At 63.7% G+C, this 22,913-nt stretch carries 21 protein-coding genes and 1 pseudogene; 18 read left to right on the forward strand and 4 right to left on the reverse strand.

Features of this window, described 5'->3' with window-relative positions:
- Nucleotides 1-24 precede the first annotated feature (24 nt).
- Complete coding sequence (locus WDM24_RS15940) at nt 25-807, forward strand: cyclase family protein (protein ID WP_338831798.1); 783 nt, start codon at nt 25-27, stop codon at nt 805-807.
- 34 nt (nt 808-841) lie between these two features.
- A complete protein-coding gene (locus WDM24_RS15945; protein WP_338699396.1) occupies nt 842-1,996 on the forward strand; it encodes an ABC transporter substrate-binding protein in 1,155 nt (384 codons plus the stop codon).
- Nucleotides 1,997-2,012: 16 nt separating this feature from the next.
- On the opposite strand, the gene WDM24_RS15950 is transcribed toward WDM24_RS15945, so the two are convergent.
- Nucleotides 2,013-3,635: an AMP-binding protein gene (locus WDM24_RS15950; RefSeq protein WP_338699398.1), complete on the reverse strand. Its 1,623-nt coding sequence runs from the start codon at nt 3,633-3,635 to the stop codon at nt 2,013-2,015.
- A gap of 161 nt (nt 3,636-3,796) precedes the next feature.
- Between WDM24_RS15950 and WDM24_RS15955 the strand changes: the two genes are divergently transcribed.
- From WDM24_RS15955 to WDM24_RS15970, 4 genes and pseudogenes are all read left to right on the forward strand, one after another.
- Nucleotides 3,797-5,446 carry an ATP-dependent acyl-CoA ligase gene (locus WDM24_RS15955; RefSeq protein ID WP_338831799.1) on the forward strand — a complete coding sequence of 550 codons (1,650 nt, stop codon included), beginning with the start codon at nt 3,797-3,799 and terminating at the stop codon, nt 5,444-5,446.
- Nucleotides 5,447-5,498: 52 nt separating this feature from the next.
- Nucleotides 5,499-5,597: pseudogene (locus WDM24_RS15960) on the forward strand (Hsp70 family protein); the annotation flags it as partial.
- A gap of 164 nt (nt 5,598-5,761) precedes the next feature.
- Nucleotides 5,762-5,971: a hypothetical protein gene (locus WDM24_RS15965; protein ID WP_338699404.1), complete on the forward strand. Its 210-nt coding sequence runs from the start codon at nt 5,762-5,764 to the stop codon at nt 5,969-5,971.
- A gap of 543 nt (nt 5,972-6,514) precedes the next feature.
- Nucleotides 6,515-7,807 carry a c-type cytochrome gene (locus WDM24_RS15970; protein ID WP_338699406.1) on the forward strand — a complete coding sequence of 431 codons (1,293 nt, stop codon included), beginning with the start codon at nt 6,515-6,517 and terminating at the stop codon, nt 7,805-7,807.
- Between the two features lie 126 nt (nt 7,808-7,933).
- Here the strand turns inward: WDM24_RS15970 and WDM24_RS15975 are convergent, their stop codons facing one another.
- Nucleotides 7,934-8,242 carry a hypothetical protein gene (locus tag WDM24_RS15975; RefSeq protein WP_224741665.1) on the reverse strand — a complete coding sequence of 103 codons (309 nt, stop codon included), beginning with the start codon at nt 8,240-8,242 and terminating at the stop codon, nt 7,934-7,936.
- 43 nt (nt 8,243-8,285) lie between these two features.
- Entirely contained in the window at nt 8,286-10,286 is a 2,001-nt protein-coding gene (locus WDM24_RS15980; RefSeq protein WP_338832393.1) for a 4Fe-4S binding protein, read from the reverse strand.
- A 230-nt stretch (nt 10,287-10,516) separates the two neighbouring features.
- On the opposite strand from WDM24_RS15980, the gene WDM24_RS15985 reads away from it, so the two are divergent.
- The 10 genes from WDM24_RS15985 (at nt 10,517) to WDM24_RS16030 (ending at nt 19,662) form a co-directional block, all read left to right on the forward strand.
- Complete coding sequence (locus WDM24_RS15985; protein ID WP_338699409.1) at nt 10,517-11,203, forward strand: biotin/lipoate--protein ligase family protein; 687 nt, start codon at nt 10,517-10,519, stop codon at nt 11,201-11,203.
- Nucleotides 11,200-11,736 (forward strand): DUF6505 family protein, encoded by a 537-nt coding sequence (locus WDM24_RS15990; protein ID WP_338831801.1) that lies wholly within the window; start codon nt 11,200-11,202, stop codon nt 11,734-11,736. The genes WDM24_RS15985 and WDM24_RS15990 overlap by 4 nt, the downstream gene beginning before the upstream one ends.
- 11 nt (nt 11,737-11,747) lie before the next feature.
- Entirely contained in the window at nt 11,748-12,755 is a 1,008-nt protein-coding gene (locus WDM24_RS15995; RefSeq protein WP_338701249.1) for a DUF6352 family protein, read from the forward strand.
- Complete coding sequence (locus tag WDM24_RS16000) at nt 12,752-13,267, forward strand: DUF3305 domain-containing protein (RefSeq protein WP_338699413.1); 516 nt, start codon at nt 12,752-12,754, stop codon at nt 13,265-13,267. Before WDM24_RS15995 ends, WDM24_RS16000 begins: the two co-directional genes overlap by 4 nt.
- Nucleotides 13,264-13,926, forward strand: coding sequence for a DUF3306 domain-containing protein (locus WDM24_RS16005; protein WP_338699415.1), 663 nt, complete (start codon nt 13,264-13,266; stop codon nt 13,924-13,926). Before WDM24_RS16000 ends, WDM24_RS16005 begins: the two co-directional genes overlap by 4 nt.
- Nucleotides 13,927-14,044: 118 nt before the next feature.
- The gene (locus WDM24_RS16010) at nt 14,045-14,821 is read left to right on the forward strand and encodes a Cro/CI family transcriptional regulator (RefSeq protein ID WP_338699417.1); all 777 of its coding nucleotides are present in this window, start codon (nt 14,045-14,047) and stop codon (nt 14,819-14,821) included.
- 29 nt (nt 14,822-14,850) lie between these two features.
- Nucleotides 14,851-15,060: a twin-arginine translocation signal domain-containing protein gene (locus WDM24_RS16015; protein ID WP_338699419.1), complete on the forward strand. Its 210-nt coding sequence runs from the start codon at nt 14,851-14,853 to the stop codon at nt 15,058-15,060.
- An 11-nt stretch (nt 15,061-15,071) separates the two neighbouring features.
- The gene (locus WDM24_RS16020; RefSeq protein WP_338699421.1) at nt 15,072-18,017 is read left to right on the forward strand and encodes a formate dehydrogenase subunit alpha; all 2,946 of its coding nucleotides are present in this window, start codon (nt 15,072-15,074) and stop codon (nt 18,015-18,017) included.
- Between the two features lie 13 nt (nt 18,018-18,030).
- On the forward strand, nt 18,031-18,627 hold the full coding sequence (gene fdh3B, locus WDM24_RS16025; RefSeq protein WP_166204147.1) for a formate dehydrogenase FDH3 subunit beta: 597 nt from the start codon (nt 18,031-18,033) through the stop codon (nt 18,625-18,627).
- 33 nt (nt 18,628-18,660) lie between these two features.
- Complete coding sequence (locus WDM24_RS16030; RefSeq protein WP_338699425.1) at nt 18,661-19,662, forward strand: formate dehydrogenase subunit gamma; 1,002 nt, start codon at nt 18,661-18,663, stop codon at nt 19,660-19,662.
- 30 nt (nt 19,663-19,692) lie between these two features.
- On the opposite strand, the gene WDM24_RS16035 is transcribed toward WDM24_RS16030, so the two are convergent.
- Entirely contained in the window at nt 19,693-19,872 is a 180-nt protein-coding gene (locus WDM24_RS16035) for a hypothetical protein (RefSeq protein WP_338699427.1), read from the reverse strand.
- Nucleotides 19,873-20,299: 427 nt separating this feature from the next.
- Between WDM24_RS16035 and WDM24_RS16040 the strand changes: the two genes are divergently transcribed.
- Both WDM24_RS16040 and WDM24_RS16045 read left to right on the forward strand, forming a co-directional pair.
- The gene (locus WDM24_RS16040; protein ID WP_338699429.1) at nt 20,300-20,962 is read left to right on the forward strand and encodes a response regulator transcription factor; all 663 of its coding nucleotides are present in this window, start codon (nt 20,300-20,302) and stop codon (nt 20,960-20,962) included.
- Nucleotides 20,963-21,023: 61 nt separating this feature from the next.
- On the forward strand, nt 21,024-22,793 hold the full coding sequence (locus tag WDM24_RS16045; RefSeq protein WP_338699432.1) for a hybrid sensor histidine kinase/response regulator: 1,770 nt from the start codon (nt 21,024-21,026) through the stop codon (nt 22,791-22,793).
- Nucleotides 22,794-22,913: the final 120 nt, after the last annotated feature.

A 22,913-nucleotide genomic window follows, 5' to 3' on the forward strand; every position in this document is an offset into this window, starting at 1 on the left:
CGAAAAAAGAACGGGAGAGGCGCAATGGATAGCAACAATCTGACGCAGTTCGCTGGCGCAATCGCGTCCGGCGCGGTGCGTGTCGTCGACCTGACTTTCACGCTCAGCCCCGATTTTCCCGTCATCGTGCTGCCGCCCGAGTTCGGGCAGGCCGCGCCGGTGCGGATCCAGCGGATTTCGCAGTACGATGCCGCGGGTCCCGCCTGGTACTGGAACAATCTGACCTTCGGCGAGCACACCGGTACGCATTTCGACGCGCCGATCCACTGGTTCACCGGCAAGGACCTGCCGAACAATTCGGTCGACACGCTGCCGGTGCGCGACATGATCGCGCCGGCATGCGTGATCGACTGCTCGGCCGAGGCGGCGCAGAATCCGGACTTCCTGCTGACGATTGCTGCGGTCGAGGCCTGGGAAGGCCGTTATGGACGGATTCCGGAGCGCCACTGGGTTCTGCTGCGCACCGACTGGTCGAAGAAGGGCTGGCGCGACTACGCAAATCTGAAGGACGACGGTGCACATACGCCGGGGCCTGATGCCGCCGTGATGCGATGGCTGGTCGAAGAGCGCGGCATCATCGGCCTTGGCACCGAGACGATCGGGACCGACGCCGGACAGGCCGGTCATCTCGGTCCACCCTATCCGGCGCACCATTTCCTGCACGGCGGCGGGCGCTACGGCCTGCAGTGCCTGTGCAATCTCGATCAGCTTCCAGCGACCGGCGCGGTGATCATCGCCGCGCCGTTGAAGATCCAGAACGGTTCGGGTAGTCCGCTGCGCGTGCTTGCGCTGGTGCCTGCCGCGTAGCGCTGGAGCCTTTTCGTCTACATCGAGTGAGATCATGAACAAGACAACTTTGTTGGTCGGCGCCGCGCTGCTGCTCGGCGCCGCGATGCCGGCCCATGCTGAAATCCTGGTTGGATTCGTGACCGGGCTGAGCGGCCCGGTGTCCTCGATCGGCGTGCCGAACGCCAAGGGGTTGGCCGCGGGCCAGGCGTATATCGGCGAGGTCGATGGCGAAAAAGTCCGCGTCATCCAGCTCGATGACGGCTCGGACCCGGCGGCGTCGACGCGCAACGCGCGCAAGCTGGTGGAGCAGGAGCACGTCGACTTCCTGATCGGAACGTCGGGCGCGCCGCAGACGCTGGCCATGGCCACGGTTGCGGTCGAGATGAAGGTGCCGATGGTGGCGATCTCGCCGATCGCGCCGGCGCCGGCAGGCGAGGGCGGTCCATGGGTGGTGCAGACGCCGCAGCCGACGCCGCTTCTGGTCCAGGGCATCGTCGATCACATGAAGGGCCGCGGCGTGAAGACCGTGGCGTTCATCGGCTTCTCCGACGCGTTCGGCGACCTGATGTACAATTCGCTGATGCAAAGCGCCGAGAAGGCCGGGATCAAGGTGACCGCGAACGAGCGTTATGCGCGCTCTGACAATTCGGTCACGGCGCAGGTGTTGCGGGCGCTGTCCGCCCGCCCCGATGCGATCATGCTGGGCGGCACGGGCACCCCCGGTGCACTTCCTGTGATCGCGCTGTCCGAGCGCGGTTACAAGGGGCCGCTCTACGGCAATCACGGCATGATCAGTGCCGATTTCCTTCGGCTCGCCGGCAAGTCGGCGGAGGGCATCATCTGTCCGACCGGACCGGTGACGGCAGCCGAGCAGCTTCCCGAGAGCAATCCGATCCGCAAGGTCGCGCTTGCGTTCCGCGCGGCCTATGAAAAGGCCAATGGCGAGCCGCCGGCCGATGCGTTCTCACCTTATGCCTTTGACGGCTGGCTGGTGTTCATCGATGCCGCCAGGCGCGCCAAGGCAACAGGTGCGGCGCCGGGCACGCCGGCCTTCCGCAATGCGCTGCGCGAGGCGCTGTTCACGACCAAGGATGTGGTCGGCGCGCACGGCATCTACAGCTACACGCCAGCGGATCGCCACGGCGTCGACGACCGCGCGCGGATCATGGTCCAGATCGAAGGCGGGAAATACAAGCTGCTGCCGTGACAGCGGCAGCCCGGGTTCAGGCGTGGCGCAGCTTCGCCTTGAGCTGACGCATGTCGATCGCGCGATTGGCGGCAACGGCTGTGGCCGCGAGTGTCTTGATCTCGCCGCGGGCGAGCTTGCGCGTCGATGACAGCGGCAGCTCGTCGACGATCGCCACATAGCCGGGGACCTTGTGATAGGCGAGGCGTTCGGCGCAGGCCTTGACGATCGAGGTCACGAGCACGTCGGCGTCGTCGACCGTCACATTGGGCACGATAAAGGCGAAGACCTCCTCACCGCGGATGTCATCGGGAACCGGCGTGACTGCGCAGCCACCGATGCGCGTGTCCATGTAAAGCGCGCTTTCGACCTCGAGGACGCCGATGTTTTCGCCGCTGCGCCGCACGATGGTTTTCTTGCGATCGAAGAAATACATCAGCCCGTCGTGGTCGGCGAACACCAGGTCTCCGGTGTGGAACCAGCCGTCCTGCCAGGCCGCTTCGGTAGCCTCCTTATCCTTCAGGTAGCCGCTGAAGAATCCGGCGCGCGGTGCGTCGCCCTTGGCGCGGACCAGCAACTCGCCGGGCTTGCCGAGTGCGACGTCGGCGCCCTGGTCGTCGACGAGGCGATACTCCATGCTATCAGACGGCCGGCCGACGCAGCGTGCGCCAAAGCCCGCCGGCTCGCGCGCGGTGGTTGTGGCTGCGGCGCCGCCGGTCTCGGTCATCGCCCAGGCCTCGACGATCGGGATGCGGTAACGCTCCTCGAATGTGGCGCGGTGGCGGACATCGACGCCGGGGGCGAAGGCAAAACGCACGCGATGCTGCCGTTCGACCTCGGTCGCCGGCAGCTGCAGCAGGATGGCTGGGATGACGCCGAGGCAATGCACGACGGTCGCGCCGCTGTCAGCCACGCACTGCCACCATCGGTTGGCATGAAAGCGGTCGAGCGGCACCACGGCGCCGCCGAGCACCATCATCCCGACCGCGCTGCAGCCCAGTGCGTTCATGTGGAACATCGGCAAGGGTGTCAGATTGATCTCGCGATCCGGCTGCAGCGTGGCGACGCCGCCCTGCGCGAGATACCAATCGGCAACCTGCAGGAAATAGCGGTTCGAGAGCATGCAGCCCTTCGGCTTGCCGGTGCTGCCGGAGGTGAACAATAGCGCGCATTCGCCGTTGAAGTCCGGTTGTTGGGCTGCAACCTCGCTCTGGCAGGACGGAATACGGCCGTCGGTGTCGATCAGGCGGGCGCGCCCGAGCACCGCATCCTTCGTCACGTGGATACGATCCGGCGTTGCCACCAGCAGGTCCGCTTCCGACAGCTCGAGCTGGAACGACAGCTCATCCGGGCGGATGTCCGGGTTGATCGGGACGATCGAGGCCCCGAGCCCATTGAGCGCGAGCCAATGCAGGAAGAACACGGGGCGATTTTCCAGCAGCAGGGCAACCCGCGCGCCTCGTCCATAGCCCGCAGCCGCATATTCCACGCGCAGGCGATCGATCTCCGCCTTGAACGCCCCGTACGCGATGTCAAATCCGTCGGGCGCGTAGGGCAATTGCGCGCTGGCAGGCGCAAGCAGGAACGGCGCGTCCGGACGTCTTGCGGCCGATGCTATGAAGGCATCGGAGGGCGATCGATTGGGAAACTCAGGGCTCATCGCGGGGAGTGCTCCTGTTGATGCCTCCAGTCCTGCACGAGATCACGACCGGAACCCGCGCGCAGCCCTTGCTGTGGCGGCAGCTTTCGTGAATACTTTAAGCCTAAACTATCTCGCTGGCCAGTGGCGATATCGGCCCATCGGCGCGGCAGACGGTGGAGATGCGTGTGCGGGCAGGTGACAGCAACGTGTCCGGGCAGCGATCAGGCCGGCCAATCTGGTCGGAGGCGGCCGAGCGTTTCCCGCCGGCGGACCGAATCCTTTCGACTGTTCTGATACGACAGGCCGCACAGTACGGAGATGGCACGCTCCTTGTCTTTGGCAAGACGCGATGGAGCTATGCCGAGACCGCCAGCATTGCGGCTGCGTCGGCCGCGCGGTTGATGCGAGCCGGAATTCGCGCCGGTGACCGTGTCGCCCTGATCTGCTCGAACCGGCCGGAATTTCTTGAGGTCTATCTCGGCTGCGCATGGATGGGGGCCGTCTGCGTGCCGATCAACACGGCGCTGCGCGGGATCCAGCTCAGCCATATCTTGCGCAATTCCGGACCGAAGCTGCTCGTCGTCGAGGCGCCCTTCATGCCGGCCGTCGCAACGCTGGAGAGCGATGTCGCGCCGCCCGGTGTGATCTGGACGATCGGAGAGGGCGGCGAGCCCTTCTCCATGCCGGGGCCGATCGCGCCACTACCTCCGCTCGGGGAGGGAGTGCCGCCTGCGCAGGCCCGGCCCGGCGACACGGTCGCGATCCTCTATACGTCAGGCACGACAGGACCATCCAAGGGCGTTTGCTGCCCGCAGGCGCAGATGTTCTGGTGGGGGGTCTATTCGGCGCGCGCGCTCGGCATCGTCGAGGGCGATGTCCTTTTCACCACGCTCCCGCTGTTTCACACCAATGCGCTGAACGCATTCTATCAGGCGCTCCTGAACGGCTGCACCTACGTGCTCGAGCCGAAATTCTCCGCCTCCGGCTTCTGGGCCGCGGCGCGACGGCATCGGGCGACGGTTGGCTATCTGCTTGGCGCGATGGCCGTGATGCTGCTGGCGCAGCCGCCCTCCGAAAATGACACCGCGCACCAGCTTCGCGTCGTGCTCGGCGGCGGCGTGCCCGGCCGGTTTCACGGTCCGTTTCTGGCGCGTTTCGATGTGCCGCTGCTCGATGGCTATGGCTCGACCGAAACCAATTTCGTGTTCGCAAGCCCGATCCCGTCCGATCGCCCGGGCACCATGGGTTATCTCGCCGACGGCGTGGAAGCCCGTATCGTCGATCCCGACGATACGGTGCTGCCGGACGGCATCGCCGGCGAATTGCTGCTGCGTGCGCGCGAGCCGTTCGCATTCGCGACGGGCTATTTCGGAATGCCCGAGAAGACGGTCGAGGCCTGGCGGAATCTCTGGTTTCACACCGGTGACCTCGTCATGCGCGACACCGACGGTCACTATCATTTCGCCGACCGGATGAAAGATTCGATCCGCCGGCGCGGCGAGAATGTTTCGTCATGGGAGGTCGAGCAGGTCCTGCTGAGACATCCGGCGATTGCGGCTTGCGCCATCTATCCGCTGCCATCCGAACTTGGCGAGGATGAAGTTGCTGCGGCGGTCCAGCTCCGGCCCGGCCATGCGCTCGAGGCCATCGATGTGGTCACGCATTGCGAGGGACAGATAGCCTACTTCGCCATTCCGCGTTTTGTCCGGATTGTCACCGAGATGCCGCTCACCGAGAACGGCAGGATCAGAAAGGTTGTGCTGCGAGAGGCCGGAATGACAGCCGACACCTGGGACCGCAACGCCGCAGGCTACATACCCCGCCGCTAAGATCTGCGCTGGGCCGCAGGCGCAGCTTTCCCCAGTGACTTGTGCAGATCGCGAGGGCAACCAGAATGCCGTGACGATCCGGGTCTTCCAGGGCGAGCGCGAGATGGCTGCCGACAGCAAGTTCCTCGGCCAGTTCGATCTCGTCGGCATCGCGCAGGGCGCCATCGCCGTCGACTTCGGGCGGAACCCGAAAGGCGCTAACGTGGAAAATTTCCAGGGCATGTGAGGCGGTTCACATCGCGATGCTGCGGTCAGCACTAATCAGATCATTGCAAAACTTCTTCGGGGGCAGCTCCAACCGAACGGAGATTTCGCATGAAAGGTCTGATGGTAGCGGCCTTCACCGTTTTAGCGTTTGTTACCGTAGTGCTCGGCATCCCGCGATCACACTCGGTCTCGTCGGTCGGGCGGGCCGATATGGCAAGCAGTTCGACATTGCAGGAACTACAACGCGGCGCTGCCAAGTTGCCGGCCGAGGACTTTGACGACCGGTCCTTGGTCTTCCCGAGAGAGACGACGCGCTAGACAGCCACCTGTCAGGCGAAGCGACCCGCAGCCGGGATCAACGCTGAGGGCACGCTTCAGATTGAAGCCTGGTCGGGCGACGAACGCTACGGGCCTAAGAAGGAGGCTGGAGGTGAGTCGTGGCTTCGGAGTAGGCCAAGCGATTCCAATTCACCTCGATGAAGGTCGACCTCCAGGATAGCCAGGAGAGACGTCAGCACGACCGCGACAAAAATGAGCGATGGTGACGTTTCACGGGGCACGTCGCCACCGTGTGGCGAAATCGAATTGCGAAGTGACCGCCACAGCGAAATGAGATGCAGATACGTCTTGGGTCGTATTTGCATGCCGTCATCCTTGACGCTTCAGGTTCAGCTTAGGAGCCGGTGCCCGTAGGTTCAAGCCGACAAGACGCCATTGCGGCATTGAGTAGCGGGGCTGATCCAATCCCGCGGCGCAGCATGGAAACCGAACGACGGCTCTCGTCGTTGACCCCGGTCAAGCGCGCGCAAACTATCTCTGCAGGGCAACGGCAACGTGCCGGAGCCGACCCGCGAGCCGCCGATGAACTGGCTCTCAAATCTGTGCGTCGTTGCCGCCCTGTGGGCATTTGATGCAACGGCGGCGCAAGGTCAACTCGCGGGTCATGGCGGACCCGTTCGGGCGATTGCGATCTCGAGTGATGGCAACAGTGCTCTGTCAGGCAGCTTCGACACATCGGCAATTCGATGGTCACTGAAGACCGAATCCGCCGAACAAGTCCTGCGTTTTCACTCCGATGCGGTGAATGCGGTCGTCTTCCTCAGGGATGGACGAATGGCGACCGCCGGAGCCGACGCGCGGATCGCGATCTGGACCTCCGGCCGGGAGCAGCCGAATCAGGTTTTCGAGGGCCATCAGGCGCCAATCGTTTCACTCGTCGTCTCGCCGGATGGAACGAAGCTCGCCACGGCGTCATGGGACCATACGGTTGGCGTCTGGTCACTCGCCGACGGCGCGTCGCAGGTGCTGAAAGGGCATACACAGAACGTGAACGGAGTTGCCTTCTCTGCCGATGGACAATCGCTGGTCAGCGTCGGTTACGACTGCGAGTTGAGGATCTGGCCGATGGCGGCAGGAACGCCGGATGTCGTCCTGCTCCCGTCACCTCTCAACGCCGTGGCAGTCGCGCCCGACGGCGAAATCATCGCGGGCGGAGGCGACGGGAAGATCCGATTTCTAACATCGAACGGGCATGAGACCGGCGAGCTTGCGGCCGGGTCGACCCCGATCGTCGCGTTGGCGCTCTCCACGGACGGCACGTTGATCGCGGCAACCGGAATTGGCGGAGGCGTCTCCGTCATCGACCGAAAGGCGCGGAGCATCGTGCAAACGCTGGTCGCTCAGGGAGCGCCGAGTTGGTCGGTGGCATTCCTGCCCGACAATGCAACATTGCTGACGGGGGGCGCGGACGGCAGGATCCGGCGCTGGAACGCGCGGACGGGCGATCCAATCGGCTCGTCGCTGCGGGCTGCGCAAAGCGATCCCCTGGCGCCCTATGCGGGAGATCGCGGCGCCCTGGTGTTTAGGGCGTGTATTGCGTGCCACACGCTGTCCGCGGAGGAGCCGCAGCGCGCCGGCCCCACGCTCGATGGCCTGTATGGTCGCAGGATTGCGTCGTTGCCGGGATATCGCTTCTCCAACGCGCTGACGAAAATGGATATCGTCTGGACTCCCGAAACGGTGGCAAGGCTCTTCGAGCTCGGCCCGAATACCTATACGCCGGGTACAAAAATGCCGGAGCAGCGGATCGGGTCGGTCGAGGACCGCAAGGCGCTCACGGATTTCCTGGGGCGTGCGACGTTGGGGCGACGGTAGCGGCCCGTTACAAAAGCTTCATGCAGCTAGAGCGTTTTCGAGCGAAGTGGACACCGGTTCGCGTGAAGAAAACGCGTCAAAACAAGAATCTAGAGCTTCGGTTCTGATTCAATCAGAACCGAAGCTCTAGAAGCCGGGCCATTTCTCTACCGGGAGGCTCGTTATGTTCGGATACTCCTTGATCAATCTGATGACGTCGACGTTTGGATGTTCCTTCAGGGCCTCGGAGACGCAATTGTTCACGTATTTCCGGCGCGCGAGCCACTTGACCTTCCTGCCCTTCGCCTCCGCCTTGCAGGCAACGATCGCCTGTTTCAGGGCGATCTTGTCGGCTTTCGACAGGCGCGCGGCTTCGACGGGCGCCGGCATCATCCCTGCGCCAAGGGCAACTACGACGGCAACGAATGCAAAATGAGCTTTGGTGAGATGAGACATGGTGCCCCTCCTAAGTGTGCCGCTTCCCACAGTTGAATTGGTCCTAATTCTTGGTTTCCCGTTCGCGCAGATAATCGTCGGTCGTTCGACGCGCCGCGCGTTGTGGTACGCCGGCAAACGGGTCGAACTGTTGCTCGCTCATGGTGATCACGCGGCAATCCGCGCACATTCTGACCGTATCGAGCCGCTTGTCTCCGGCGGGATACATCCAGTGCCGGCCCTCGAGCTTCGCCGCGATCTTCTCAATCGTGCTCTTCACGCCAAACGGCTTGTTGCAGCGGATGCAAAGCGCCGGCTCTTCCTCCTTGATGATCGTCGCCGGGGCCCTGGCGGCACGGAAGTCGATCTGCGGCTTGAGCGTGATCACCTTTTCCGGGCACGTGCTTTGGCACAGACCGCACTGCACGCAGGCATCTTCGACGAATTTGAGCACAGGACGCTCGGGATCGTCGCGCAGCGCACCGGTCGGGCAGGCCGACACGCATGACAGACATAGGGTGCATCCCTCCACATTGACGCTGATCGCGCCAAGTGGTGCGCCGTCAGGCAGCGCGATGACGTCGACAGGCGACGGCGCCAGGCGGTGCAACTCGTGGAGCGCGAGGCGAAGCAGTTCGCGCCGTTTGCCGACGGACCGGAAGGTCGCGGGATGCTCGACGGTCGGCGCTGGCTCGATCGACCAGAGCGTCTTGCCGAGTGCGTCGGGATCGTCGGTTTCGATTGCGTCGACCCTGCGTCCTGCGAACCCAAGTCCTTTCAACCCAAGTCCTGCAAACCCAAGTCCGGAGATAATCGCATCGGCCATCGCGATCGTCTTGAAGAGGCCAGCGACGTCATGCCGCGGCTTTGCGCGAAGGAGAAAGCGTATCCCCGCGGCACCATAGGCGAAGGAAGCGACGACGGCCTCGAGGCCAACCTGCGTCACCTCGTTCACCGCGAGCGGCAGCACGCTGGCCGGCAGCCCGTCGCCATGGCGGGCGAGCGCATCGATCAGCGCAGTGCCGTGCTGGCTATCGTGGAACAGGACGACGGCATTGGTGCCGCCGGCTGCGTGATAGGACAAAAGCATCGCGCGCAATTTGTGCAACAGCGCGTCGGCTGGCGGCAGGGCATAGGTTGCCGCGCCGGTCGGACAGGCCGCGGCGCATTGGCCGCATCCGGCGCAGACCTCCGCATTGATTTTGACGTGATCGCCATCCGGTGTGATCGCCCCGGTCGGGCAGAGATCGAGGCAGCGATGGCACCCCGTTAGCTTCGACCGCGAATGCACGCAGAGCTCTGCGGTGAAGTTGACGTATTTCGGCTTGTCGAAACTGCCGACGAGATCGCGCGCCTTGAGGACCGCGCGCAGCATTGCGGGCGGGTCTGCGGGGTCGACGCGGAGATAACCTTCGCGCAAATCATGCGCGGGAAAAAGCGGCATCCCGCCGGAAAGATCCAGGATGAGGTCGCAGCGCGACGTCAGGCCGTTGCGCGGAGCCTCGAACAGCAGCGCCTCGCGCGAGGAGGGGCGAGCCGCGGCATAGTCGTCGATCACAAGCTCGAAGGCGCCCAGATGTCCCTTGGCGTTGCGAATCGTTCCCTTGACGATCGGGAACGATGTCGTCGCCGGTGGTGCAATCTGCGCTGGCCGCGTGATCATGACCGTCACGTCGAGGTGATCTGCCAGCAGCTGGCCCGCTTCAACCGCGACGTCATCGCGGCCGTAGATCAGGATCACGCCCTCGCTCGACAAGGTGACAAACGGGTAGGCTGGTACGGGCTCGGACGCTGCAGCGAGCAGCCCCGCCATTTTCGGCCCAGCCTGTCGCCCTTCCAGGGACCACCCTGCGGTCTCCCGGATGTTGACGAACTCTGTTCTTTCCGAGCGGCCTTCCATCGCGTCGGCGAACAGCGGCGCCTCCTGGGTGCAGCCGACGATCATCGGGCCCGCGACCTTCGCTGCATCGCGAAACCGATCCAGCTCGGCTCGGCACAGGTGTCGGAATTCGGCGATCTCGCTGTTGCGACATCCTCGCTTGATCGCAGCAGTGTCGAGACGCATCGTGTCTTCGCACGAGCAGATCAGGATCGTCTTCGGCGAATCCGGCATACGCGGCTATTCACCTCCCAAAGCGGTCGGGGGACGAGGGGGCGGACTCGCGCCGTCCCCGTTGCTCGGATAAGCTATTATCACATGGGAAGAAATGGAAGCTGGAGGTCCGTCTGTCGCCGACCGTCCGCACGCGCTCATCGATCCTGGAGCCCGTTGACCTGCCTCCGCCGTTCACGCTGGTGAGGCTGCGCGAGACGCGCGATGCCTTTGCCCATGCCATCGATATCGCGGAGGAAAGCGGGGCAGGTACGCTGACCTATGTGGGGCGCTTCGATCTTGCTGAGTTCGCCGTCGTGCTCGAACCCGCCGAGCCCTTATGCACCGCGCGCCGCGCCTTCTATGCCGCCATGGTGGCATTGACTGACGCCTTGCGCGCCTATGCACCCCCGAACAAGGAGGTCGCCATCGATTGGCCGGATGCGGTCCGTGTCGACGGCGGGCTCGTCGGTGGCGGCCGGCTTGGCTGGCCGTCGTCCGCGAAAGAGGATGAGCCGCCGCGCTGGTTGGTGTTCGGTGCCATGATCCGGACGGTTGCGATGACCGAGGCGGAAGCGGGCGTGCATCCACTCGTTTCGGCGCTCGATCAGGAGGGCTTTGGCGAAGCCGGCGCGGTTCAAATCACGGAAAGCTTTGCGCGGCACCTGATGCTCGCGACCGAAACCTGGCAAGTCGACGGTTTTGACGCCCTCGCGCGCGAATTCCTGAGCCGGCTGACGGACGAACGGCAGACCTCGCGCACGGTCGCTGACAACGGCGATCTTCTGGTGCGCCGGGTTGGAGCAGATGGGACCGAGCGGCGCGATTTGAGGAAACACCTGCTATTGCCTTCGTGGCTCGATCCGAAGCTCGGAGGGCTGCGCCTGTGAAGCTCTTGCGCACCATCGCGCTCGATCCGTCCGAAACGTTCGTATTCGACGTGCCCGCGGAGCCCGGCGAATGGGCGGTGCCGGGCGCGTTCCGCTTCCTTGATCGGGATTTGGCGCAACTGGACGGTAAGGACCGGTCCGCGTTCCGCGGCGGCTTTCTCGGAGTGCAATCCTGGGGCTGGTCGACGCTGGCGCAGATCGTTCCCGCGACCGCGGACGATCGCCGCGCGCTGGTGGAGCTGCTGGCGAAGCGGCTCGTCGAACGGTTCGGTGCGCCGGATCTTGCAACCGCGCACGTGGCGGCGGAGGAGGAGGTTGCCTTTGCGCAATCGCTCTGTGCCCATCCGATCAGCACGCTGATTGCCGTCCATCGCTCGGTGCGGGATGGCGAGGTCCGCGAGTCCTTCCGGAGCTTGCGGCTGCGCGAGGGGCAAGGGCACGGCAAGGCGTTCTCGTTCATGGAGGTGGAGGATGATGCCGAACCCGGCGGCGATCTCGATCTTGCCGACATGACCAAGGAGCCGGGGCGATGAAAGATTTGGCGATGAAGGATTTCTGGATCGCCTGCGGCCACCATCTGCTCGATCGCAACGCGAGCGGCGGGCTCGTTGTCACGGATGAATACCTGAAGGCCTATTTCGCGCGCCCCGAACTGATGCCGCCGGATGATGCGTGCGCAGTCGAGCGTCGCCTGCACCGGCAATTGCTGTCCGATCCGCGCCTCCCGGTCGGAGACACGGAGGTGGCCGCGATCGGTGATGCCGACGCGCGGGAAAACTGGCAATTCGTGCTGGCATTTCGTGACCTCCTGCTGCGCCATCCGACACTGGAGGCGGCCTATCTCGCGACGGTTCGTTCAGGTTCGGTCAATCTGCCACCGCTGTTCATGAACCAGCTGGTGCATGTGATCCTGCGCAATGTGCTCGATCGCTGCGAGGATCCGTTTCAGCTGCGTGCAGCCGAGTTGTTCTTTCGGCCGCAACGGATCCTGCCGCACGAGCATTTGCTGCTCCTGGGCGACGATGAAATCCTTAGCGGGCGTAGCCCGACGCCGGTGCAGTCGCTGATGTCGATGCTGGACGCGACGAGCGATATCCAACTCGACGTTCTCAGCGAGGAGAACGCCGACGGCTATTGGCAACGCAGTGACCAGTTCGATATGGCGCTTGATCTGACCGGCGGAGGGCGGGGGCAGGCCGCGCTGGCCGACGCGATGCGGCGTTGGGTCTCGCATCTGCTCGGGATCGATGTGACGATCGAGCCGCTGACCGAACTGCGCAACGCAGAACTCACCTGGTATGTGGGCCTGGATTCCGAAGCGACCCGCATCGGCGACCGGCTTTGGCAGGGCGAATCCCTCGACGACCGCACCGCGGGGCGCGTGCTGGCGTTGTTTCGGCTGAGCTTTGCGGATCCCGGCCTGATCGTTGACACCGCGGGGCGTACGCCGGCCTATCTGATCCTTGCAATGACGTCCGATCAGGTCGTCCGGATGAAACCCCAGAACTTGCTGGCGGGACTGCCAATCAAGCATCTGGAGGCTGTGACATGAGCCCCGTCGCCGAGCCGCTGGTCCGTATCCCCGTCGGCGTCGTGGTCGAGCGCCGCAGAGCGGATTCTCCGTGGATCGACGTCGTCTGGCGCAGCGTCGGGGTGCTGCCGGATGAGCCGGAGATGACGCCGTGGACGGTGATCCGCGAGCAGGATGGAGTGACGCTGTTTTACGCCGGCAGTGCGACAGTCGATCTCTACCGCTCGGAAACCGATCGCTACCGCGACAATCTCACCTCCGGTGCGCCCAGCATCTGGATCGTGTTGAGCCCTGCCGAGGGAGCCTCGTCCTACCTCCTTTCCGCGGTCACGGCCGATCCCGCCGAAGGGGAGGCGTTCACGGGGGCCGGTGCCAATCTCGTCGAAGCGGTGCCGATGCCCGAGGTGCTGCGCCGGGCGATTGAAGATTTCATCGCCGAGCACCACGTCGAGAAGGAGTTCTTCAAGCGCGAGCGGAGCCGCGCCGATCCGGAGGCGCTGGCGCAGCGGCGCCATGACGGTGGGCACGAATGAGCGAAGACGACTTTCTGGCGCGCTGGTCGCGACGCAAGCAGGCGGCGAGGGACGGCCACGCTGAACCGAGACCTCCTGAACCACCCGCCGAAGCGAATGCGCCGGCGGTGGCCGGCCCTGACGTGGCGGAGCCCTGTCCCGCCCAGTTGGACTTGTCGAGCCTGCCGCCCATCGAGTCGATTGATGCCGCGACCGACGTCTCGGCCTTCCTTCGCAAGGGCATTCCTCAGGAATTGAGCCGTGCTGCGCTTCGCCGGGCCTGGAGCGCCGATCCTGCCATTCGCGACTTCATTGGGCTCGCGGAAAATGCCTGGGACTTCAACGACCCGACCGCCATGCCTGGCTTCGGTCCGCTGGACTATTCGGCCGAGCAGGTTGACGCACTCGTCCGCCGCGTTGTCGGGGACCTCGTGCAGGCCGCCGAGAATGCGACCGACGCGATCGAAGGGACTGTCGAAGACGCCATGCGACCGACCGTTGCTGCGGTCGACGATTTGGTGCAAGCATCAAATCCGGTGAAGGCGCGCCCGGATCTCTCGCTGTCCGATGAGTCCGCAACCCCGGAATTGCCTTCAAACTCTGCTGCACCGCAACTGCAAGGCGCGAGCGAAGAGACCGCCGTTCGGCGCCGCACACATGGTGGCGCGCTGCCCCGGTAGGGTGCGACCAAATGCTATAGCCGCAGGCTATGCCATCGATTGACCGCCCTCCGGCACCCGAATAGTCTTTGTTAAGCAAACGCAATCAAGCGCTTGGCCCCTAGGATGGGAGGGCGGCGTGCGCGATGCGGGCCTTGAACGTGCCATCGATGCCGCGGGCGGCGTAGCCCAGCTAGCCCGGAAAATCGGTATTGCCCAGCCCTCGGTGTCGAACTGGAACCGGGTGCCGGCGCAACGCGTGATTGCAGTCGAAGTCGCGACGGGCGTCTCGCGAAAAATTCTTCGTCCCGATCTCTATAGCGAGCTTGCGATATCGGACATGCTTGATCCGATCGAAGCCGGACGCGCGCAGGAATACGCACTGCTTGCGACCCTGCTCTCGTCGGCGCCGTCGCGAGACCTCCTCGAAAAGATCGCGCAACTGAACGGCGATGTGACGCCGCTTGGGCGTGCCCACTCCGCTCTAGCGGAGGCCGCTTCGATCGCGGTCGCAACCGAGGTCGAGCGCGAATATTTTGACCTGTTCGTCGGCGTTGGGCGCGGCGAGCTGCTGCCCTACGCGTCCTACTATCTGACCGGCTTCCTCAACGAGCGCCCGCTGTCGCGACTTCGTGACGATCTGGCCGCGCTTGGCATCGAGCGGGTGGAGAGCAATCCAGAACCCGAGGACCATGCGGCGACGCTATGCGAGATCATGGCGGGCCTTGTGGCCGGTCGTTTCCCGGCGTCGCTCACAGCACAGCGCGTCTTCTTCGAGAAGCATGTGTCCCGCTGGATCGGACGTCTGTTCGCCGACATGGCGAAGGCCGAATGCGCCAGGTTCTATCGAGCGGTCGGAGCGCTGGGATGCGTGTTCCTGGAGATTGAAACTGAGGCCTTCAAGTTCGCCAATTGACCGGATGCCCCGGTCCAAGGAGAGGTGCAATGAGCGATGAGAAGAAAATGACGGCAGGCCGCCGCGACTTCCTTCGCAAGGTCGGAATCGGCACGGTTGGTGCAGGCGCCGCGCTGGCAACCCCCTTGATCGCGCCGGCGCAGGCCGACAGCGAGAGCGAAGCTGAGAAGCGCAAGGCGCGCTACAGGGAAACCGAAGACGTGAAAGCGTACTATCGCGTCAATCGCTATCCACGGTGAGGGAGGCGGCCATGCTGATCAGGAGAACACAGCGTTCCGATTCCGACCGACGTGGATCCGTCGCGGCCCTCCTGTCCGGGCAGACTGGCGGCCTCGACCGCCGCACATTTCTGCGTCGGTCCGGTCTTGCCGGCGGGGCGCTCGCTGCGCTCAGCACGCTGCCCCTCGGTGGCGTTCGCGAGGCGGAGGCTGCCGCCGCCGGGCCGCTGACCGCGGGAGCGACGGCGCGCAAGAGCATCTGCACGCATTGCTCGGTTGGATGCACCGTGACTGCGGAAGTGCTGAACGGCGTATGGATCGGCCAGGAGCCGACCTGGGATTCCCCGATCAATCGCGGATCGCATTGTGCCAAGGGCGCCTCGGTGCGCGAGCTCGTGCACAGCGAGCGGCGGCTGCGCTATCCGATGAAGCTGGTGGGCGGGCAGTGGACCCGGGTCTCCTGGGAGGCCGCGATCAACGAGATCGGCGACAAGCTGCTGGAGGTCCGCGAGAAGTCGGGACCCGATTCCGTCTATTGGCTCGGATCGGCCAAGATGACCAACGAGGGATCCTATCTGTTCCGCAAGCTCGGCGCGTTCTGGGGCACCAACAACACCGACCATCAGGCGCGTATCTGCCATTCGACGACCGTCACCGGCGTGGCCAACACCTGGGGTTACGGCGCGATGACCAACAGCTTCAACGACATCCGCAACGCCAAGACCCAGATGATCATGGGCGGCAATCCGGCCGAGGCGCATCCGGTGTCGCTGCAGCATCTGCTCGAGGGCAAGGAGCTGCAAAAGGCCAACTTTATCGTCATCGACCCGCGCCTGACGCGAACCGCGGCGCACGCGACCGAGTATGTCCGCATGCGGCCAGGCACCGACATTCCGGTGCTCTACGGCATGATGTGGCACATCCTGCAGAACGGCTGGGAGGACAAGGAATTCATCCGGCAGCGCGTCTACGGTTTCGACGATCTTCGCAAGGAGGTCGAAAAATGGAACCCTGAGGAGGTCGAGCGCGTTGCCGGCATTCCCGGTGAACAGCTCAAGCGTGTCGCGAAGATGTTCGCAACGGAAAAGCCGTCGACGCTGATCTGGGCCATGGGTCAGACTCAGAAGACGGTCGGCACCGCCAATGTGCGGGCGAGTTGCATCCTGCTCCTGATGACTGGAAATGTCGGCGGACCGGGCATGGGCGCCAACATCTTCCGCGGCCATGACAACGTGCAGGGCGCGACCGATGTCGGGCTCGATATCGTCACGCTGCCGTTCTACTACGGGCTCGCCGAGGGCGCGTGGAAGCACTGGTCGCGGGTTTGGGAGGTCGACTATGACTTCCTGAAGTCGCGCTTCGACTCCAAGCAGATCATGGAAGCGCCCGGCATCCCGCTCACGCGCTGGTTCGAAGCGGTGACGTTGCCGAAGGACCAGGTCGCTCAGAAAGACAATGTGCGGGCGGTGTTCGTGCAGGGACACGCCTCCAACAGCATCACCCGCATTCCGGAATCCTTGAAGGGTCTGAAGGCGCTCGACCTGCTCGTCATCGCCGACCCGCATCCGACCACCTGGACCTCGCTCGCCGTGGAAGCCGGGCGCAAGGACGGTCTCTACATTCTCCCGGTCGCCACCCAATTCGAGTGCAAGGGGTCCCGGGTTGCCTCGAACCGCTCGCTGCAATGGGGCGAGCAGATCGTGAAGCCGATCTTCGAATCCAAGGACGACCTCGAGATCACCTATCTGCTGGCGAAGAAGTTCGGCTTCGCCGACAAGATGTTCAAGAACATCAAGGTCGAGAACGATCTGCCCGAGGCCGAGGACATCCTGCGCGAAATGAATCGCGGCAGCTGGTCGACCGGCTATTGCGGGCAATCGCCCGAGCGTCTCAAGGCCCATATGAAGAACCAGGCGAAGTTCGACATGCTGACGATGCGGGCTCCGAAGGACGATCCGGAAGTCGGCGGCGACTATTACGGCCTGCCCTGGCCGTGCTGGGGCTCGCCGGAGGTCAGGCATCCGGGCACGCCGCTGCTCTACAATACGAACCTCGGCGTGATGGACGGCGGCGGTACGTTCCGGCCGCGCTTCGGCATCGAACGTGAGGAGAAGCTGGCCGACGGCTCGACGCGGAAGGTCAGCCTGCTCGCCGACGGGTCCTATTCGAAGGATTCGGAAATCAAGGACGGCTATCCGGAATTCACGCTGGCGAGCCTGAAGAAGCTCGGCTGGGACAAGGATCTGACGGAAGCGGAGATGGCCACGATCAACAGGATCAATCCGGCCACTCCCGACGCGGTGTCGTGGTCGCTCGACCTTTCGGGCGGCATTCAGCGCGTCGCGCTGATGCATGGCTGCGTACCTTACGGCAACGGCAAGGCGCGGATGAATGCGTTCGGGCTACCGGATCCCATTCCGGTTCACCGCGAGCCGATCTACACGCCGCGCGTCGATCTGGTCGCCAAATATCCGACGCTGCCAGACGCCAAGCAGTTCCGCATGCCCAACATCGGGTTCTCCGTGCAGAAGGCCGCGGTGGAGAAGGGGATCGCCAAGCAATTCCCGCTCATCCTCTCCTCGGGCCGCCTGGTCGAATACGAGGGCGGTGGCGAAGAGACGCGCACCAATCCGTGGCTCGCCGAACTGCAGCAGGACATGTTCATCGAGATCAGTCCCGTTGATGCCGCCGATCGCGGCATCAAGGATGGCGGCTGGGTCTGGGTGAGCGGCGCTGAAAACAACGCGCGTGCCAGAATGAAGGCGCTGGTGACCGAACGGGTCGGGAGGGGCGTTGCGTGGATGCCCTTCCACTTCGGTGGTTGGCTCGCGGGCAAGGACCTTCGCGGCAATTACCCGAAGGGGACCGATCCGATCGTGCTTGGCGAAAGCGCCAATACGATCACGACCTATGGCTATGATCCTGCAACCAATATGCAGGAGACCAAGGTCACTCTCTGCCAGATCGTCGCAGCCTAGAGGAGCAACGCACATGGCTCGAATGAAATTCCTCTGCGACGCCGACCGCTGTATCGAGTGCAATGCCTGCGTCACCGCCTGCAAGAATGAGCATGAGGTGCCCTGGGGCATCAACCGGCGCCGCGTCGTCACGATCAACGACGGCAAGCCCGGAGAGCGATCGATCTCCATGGCTTGCATGCATTGCACCGATGCGCCCTGCGCGGCGGTCTGCCCGGTGAACTGCTTCTACACCACCGCCGATGGCGTCGTTCTTCATTCCAAGGATCTGTGCATCGGCTGCGGCTATTGCTTCTACGCGTGTCCGTTCGGCGCGCCGCAATACCCGAAGATCGGCAATTTCGGCTCCCGCGGCAAAATGGATAAGTGCACGTTCTGCGCCGGCGGCCCCGAGGCCGACGGCAGCAAGGAGGAGTACGAGAAGTATGGGGCCAATCGCCTCGCCGAGGGGAAATTGCCGCTCTGCGCCGAGATGTGCTCCACCAAATCATTGCTCGCCGGCGATGGCGAGATCATCGCCCAGATCTACAAGGAACGTGTGATGAAGCGCGGCTACGGCTCGGGCGCCTGGGGCTGGAAAACCGCCTATCGCGAGACGATCGAATCCTGAAGGGCGGGTTCGCGCAAATACCGGGAGGAGCTCATGGCGTCTCTGGCAAAATACATCCGTCTCGCCCTGGGCGCATGGGCGCTTGCGTTGATGATCGCGGCGTCGGTGCCGTCCATCGCCCAGCAGGTCAATCCGACCGCAAGCGCGGTGAAGGAGCAACAGCTTCTTCAGGAGCTCAACCGGATCCAGGGGCGCGTCAGCATTCCCGATCAGCGGTCAGGCGTGCTGGAGCAGCCGGCGGGACGCGAGTGGCGCGAATTCCGCAACGTCACCCTGCGCTGGGTCGGCGGAGTTGCCATCCTCGGCATGCTCGTGGCGCTCGTCGGCTTCTATCTCATCCGTGGCATGGTCCGCCTCCAGAGCGGGAGGTCGGGGCGCACGATCGTGCGCTTCGGCGCCTTTGAGCGCTTCGTGCACTGGATGACGGCGACCTGCTTCATCATTCTGGCAATCTCCGGACTGAACATCACCTTCGGCCGTCCGCTGCTGTTGCCGCTGATCGGCCACGAAGCATTCTCCGAATGGTCGCAATGGGCGAAATACGCGCACAACTATTTGAGCTTCCCGTTCACCATCGGAGTGGTGTTGATCTTCCTGATGTGGCTCGGCGGCAATATCCCGAACAAGGTCGATGTCGAGTGGATCAAGCGCGGCGGCGGTATCGTGGGGCACGATCATCCGCCGGCCTATCGTTTCAACGCCGGACAGAAGGCGGTCTACTGGATCGTCGTGATCGGCGGCGCTGCCGTTGCGATCACCGGATATGAGCTGATGTTCCCGTTCTACCTGTCCGGCATCGAAGGAATGCAAATGGCCGCGGTGATCCACGCGATTGTGGCGGTGCTGTTCGTCGCGGTGATGCTGGCCCACATCTATATCGGCACCATCGGCATGCAGGGCGCCTTCGAGGCGATGGGCAGTGGCGTCGTGGATGTCAATTGGGCGAAGGAGCACCACAGCCTGTGGCTGGAGGAGGAGACGCGCGCCGCGGCCAATGATGCGCGCTCGAAGCCGGCCGCCACGGCGGCGGAGTAGGAGCAACGCCGCCCCCCGGGGGCGAGATCGCTAAAGCCGCACGGCCGTCGTTGCAAAGGCCTCTGCGACCGGCTCTTGCACGCGGTCAAGGACCGCGGCGCTGACTCCCGCCACAACGACGGCGGCCGCGCAGGCGAGCAGGAAGGCTCTCATGGCTATCCTCCCAAAGAGGTCGAGTGCAGCGAGAGAATACACAAAATCGATCGTCACGGACAGCGCTGCTTTCCCGCGCCGTTGCGTCGACGCTTGCTTCTGACGCATCGCAGCTGCCGGCATGACAGCCATTGCCGTCGTGGCGCGTTATCGGGCACCTGTGCTGCAAAATGCGGCTCCGCCACTTCGTCGCGTAATCCGGCAACCACGCCTCGCACGGCACCCATAACAGATGTCGATGTGATGACGAGCCCGTTGATGGAAAATCAGGACGCGGGCGGCGGCCACCATGAAGAATCAAATCCGCCGGTGGATCGACCAGGGTCCGCGTCCGCCCGGCGCCAGCCGCGCAACACGGCAACGGGGCATTCAGACGATCACTGCAAAATGACCAGACTGACCAAACCGGCAAATGGATTTGTGAATCGAACTCCTTGATTGGAGTTGGTTGATACCCTAATACCGTCATCGGCAGGGGTGATGCATGTGCGGGCTGGTTAAAGCGATCATTGCTGACGATCACGCCGTGGTTCGGGAAGGGCTGAAGCAGCTTCTGTCGACCGTGGACCAGCTTACAATCGGTGGAGAAGCCGCGGACGGCGAAGCCGTTCACCGGCTGCTGAACGAGAGCTCCGCCGATCTTCTGATACTCGATCTCGGCATGCCGGGTGTGGGCGGGTTTCAGTTCATAGCGAACCTGAAAGCCGAATGGCCTGAGCTGCGCGTTCTTGTCCTCACCGCCAATGTTGAGCCACGTTCCGTTCGGGCAGCCTTTTCCGCGGGCGCGAACGGCTATTTGACCAAGAGCGGGGATCCGTCGGAGCTCATCGCTGCAATCGATGCCATCAGAAAAGGCAACGCCTATGTGGCGGAGGAGGTTCGCTTTGCGGTGGACCAGCATGACGGCCTGAACGAAACCCCGGAGCCCACGGCTGCGATCATATCTCCGGTCACGCTGACAAGGCGTGAGCGGCAAATCCTGGGGATGATCCCTCACGGCGCCACCAGCCGCGACATCGCCAACCGCCTCGGCATTAGTCTGCTTACCGCCCGGAAGCATCGCGAAAACCTGATGCGGAAGCTCGATCTGCATAGTGGTGCCGAATTGACAGCCTACGCGATCCGTCTCGGCCTTCCAGCGGGCTAGCTAGCGCAGCGGCAATTCGTGAACGAAGCCGCCGCAACGATCGGCGCGCGGAGAGGTTTCGATGCAAGAAGACAAGATACGCGAGGCGCTCGTCGAGCTCTTGTATCGTAATTCCTATGGCGTGGTGGCCTCCAACGTCCTGATCTCCCTGGCGGCGGCGTACGTCCTGAGGAACACCGTACCGGCGAGCTGGTTGGTCGGATGGCTCGGTGCGCTGTATCTGCTCACCGCCATACGCGTCCTGGCGGCGCGCCGGTTCTTCAGCCGGAATCGAGAACCAGCGTCTGTGTTGCGATGGGCGTGGCTCGCGGCTTCTTTTTCCTGCGTGTCGGGCCTGCTGTGGGGAATGCTCGGCTGGGTCGGGTTCGTTCCTGAACAGCCCGTTCCTTTTTTATTCACCGCTGTTGCCTTGACCGGTCTGGTCTGCGGCACGGTTCCGTCGCTCTCGGCCTTTCCGCCGGCTCTGATCGGCTCGATCATCGCAACGGTGCTGCCGGTCATGGCGCGCTCCTTTATCAATGGAGGTGATGCTTCCGGCGCATATCTCGCCCTGCTTACGGGGCTTGTGGCCATCAATTTCTACTACTGCCGCACGACGCACCGCATGCTGCGTGAGACCATCAGGTTGCGTCTGGAAAATGTCGAGCTCGTCAGCCACTTGCAGGAAGAACGCGACCGCGCGCAGGCGGCCGATCGTGCGAAAACGCGTTTCCTTGCGGCGGCAAGTCATGACCTGCGCCAGCCGATCCATGCCTTGAGTCTGCTGATCGCCACGCTCGCGGCGCTGGGTCACCGCGGCGCTGTCCAATCCGGCGATGCACGCGATCTGGCTGGCAAGGCAAAATCCATTGTCGGCAACCTCAGCGCCCTCCTGAACGGACTGCTCGACATCTCCCGGCTCGATGCCGGCGTCGTCACTGTTGCGAAGGAGACGGTGAATCTCTCCCAGCTGTTCTACCAGCTCAACAACGAGTTCGCTTCCGTTGCGAAGGATCGCGGCCTTGATTGGCGTGTCGTTGAAAGCCGTCTCCAGGTGGACAGCGATCCCATGATGCTGAAACGGGTGTTGGGCAATCTGCTGTCGAACGCCTTTCGCTACACGGGATCCGGCGGCGTTCTGCTCGGCTGCCGCAGGCGCGGCGCGTCGGTGGAAATCCAGATATGGGATACCGGCCCCGGCATCCCCGCAGATCAGCAAGCAATGGTCTTCGAGGAGTTCGTGCAATTGCAGAACCCGGCGAGGGATCGCACGCAAGGGCTTGGCCTCGGCCTCGCCATCGTTCGCCGCACCGCCGCGCTGCTGCAACATCCGGTGAAACTGGTCTCCGTCACCGGGCGCGGCTCGATGTTTTCCGTTACGGTTCCGCAAGCCAGTGCGGTGGCGCCTCCCTTGCCCGATAGCGCGGCATCACCCGCAGCCATCGCCGTCAGCATCATGGTCGTGGAAGACGAGGAGGATGTTCTCGATGTCATGGTGCAGTTGCTCACGCTGCAGGGGCATCGGGTCTATGCCGGCCGATCTGCCGCTGAGGTGCAACAGATTCATGCAGAGGCGATGATAACAGGCGATGCACCGGTCGATCTGATCATCGCCGACTACCGCCTCGGAGATGGTGCTACAGGCCTGGAGGCAATCGAGGCTCTTTGCGCCCATATCGGCCGCTCGGTCCCTGCCTTTATCGTAACCGGCGATACCTCGCCGTCGCGCATCAAGGAAGCGACCGCCAGCGGCTATCGTGTTCTGCACAAGCCGATCAGCGGCGAGGAATTGCACGATGCGATCGTCACAGCCTGCGTCGATGGCAAGGAAGCAATCATGAGTGATTGCTGAAACATTAGACGACGAAATACGACATCTGCCGTATCGCTCGCGAATCAACCCAACGATATCCTTCACCCCAACTGGACGCGCTTGAACGGCAGCCGATCTCGAACCCGGCTGTTGGGAGCA

The organism is Bradyrhizobium sp. 27S5, from assembly GCF_037217225.1.
Lineage (GTDB): Bacteria > Pseudomonadota > Alphaproteobacteria > Rhizobiales > Xanthobacteraceae > Bradyrhizobium > Bradyrhizobium septentrionale.

Excerpts from the sequence above, each read along its gene's own strand:
- WDM24_RS16020 (WP_338699421.1), top strand. The coding sequence starts at position 15,072 with ATGCTGATCAGGAGAACACAGCGTTCCGATTCCGACCGACGTGGATCC.
- WDM24_RS15995 (WP_338701249.1), top strand. The coding sequence starts at position 11,748 with ATGAAGGATTTCTGGATCGCCTGCGGCCACCATCTGCTCGATCGCAAC.
- WDM24_RS16040 (WP_338699429.1), top strand. The coding sequence starts at position 20,300 with ATGTGCGGGCTGGTTAAAGCGATCATTGCTGACGATCACGCCGTGGTT.
- WDM24_RS16045 (WP_338699432.1), top strand. The coding sequence starts at position 21,024 with ATGCAAGAAGACAAGATACGCGAGGCGCTCGTCGAGCTCTTGTATCGT.
- WDM24_RS15980 (WP_338832393.1), bottom strand. The coding sequence starts at position 10,286 with ATGCGTCTCGACACTGCTGCGATCAAGCGAGGATGTCGCAACAGCGAG.
- WDM24_RS15965 (WP_338699404.1), top strand. The coding sequence starts at position 5,762 with ATGAAAGGTCTGATGGTAGCGGCCTTCACCGTTTTAGCGTTTGTTACC.
- WDM24_RS15955 (WP_338831799.1), top strand. The coding sequence starts at position 3,797 with ATGCGTGTGCGGGCAGGTGACAGCAACGTGTCCGGGCAGCGATCAGGC.
- WDM24_RS15950 (WP_338699398.1), bottom strand. The coding sequence starts at position 3,635 with ATGAGCCCTGAGTTTCCCAATCGATCGCCCTCCGATGCCTTCATAGCA.
- WDM24_RS16030 (WP_338699425.1), top strand. The coding sequence starts at position 18,661 with ATGGCGTCTCTGGCAAAATACATCCGTCTCGCCCTGGGCGCATGGGCG.
- fdh3B (WP_166204147.1), top strand. The coding sequence starts at position 18,031 with ATGGCTCGAATGAAATTCCTCTGCGACGCCGACCGCTGTATCGAGTGC.
- WDM24_RS16000 (WP_338699413.1), top strand. The coding sequence starts at position 12,752 with ATGAGCCCCGTCGCCGAGCCGCTGGTCCGTATCCCCGTCGGCGTCGTG.
- WDM24_RS15975 (WP_224741665.1), bottom strand. The coding sequence starts at position 8,242 with ATGTCTCATCTCACCAAAGCTCATTTTGCATTCGTTGCCGTCGTAGTT.
- WDM24_RS15945 (WP_338699396.1), top strand. The coding sequence starts at position 842 with ATGAACAAGACAACTTTGTTGGTCGGCGCCGCGCTGCTGCTCGGCGCC.
- WDM24_RS15970 (WP_338699406.1), top strand. The coding sequence starts at position 6,515 with ATGAACTGGCTCTCAAATCTGTGCGTCGTTGCCGCCCTGTGGGCATTT.
- WDM24_RS15940 (WP_338831798.1), top strand. The coding sequence starts at position 25 with ATGGATAGCAACAATCTGACGCAGTTCGCTGGCGCAATCGCGTCCGGC.
- WDM24_RS16015 (WP_338699419.1), top strand. The coding sequence starts at position 14,851 with ATGAGCGATGAGAAGAAAATGACGGCAGGCCGCCGCGACTTCCTTCGC.
- WDM24_RS16005 (WP_338699415.1), top strand. The coding sequence starts at position 13,264 with ATGAGCGAAGACGACTTTCTGGCGCGCTGGTCGCGACGCAAGCAGGCG.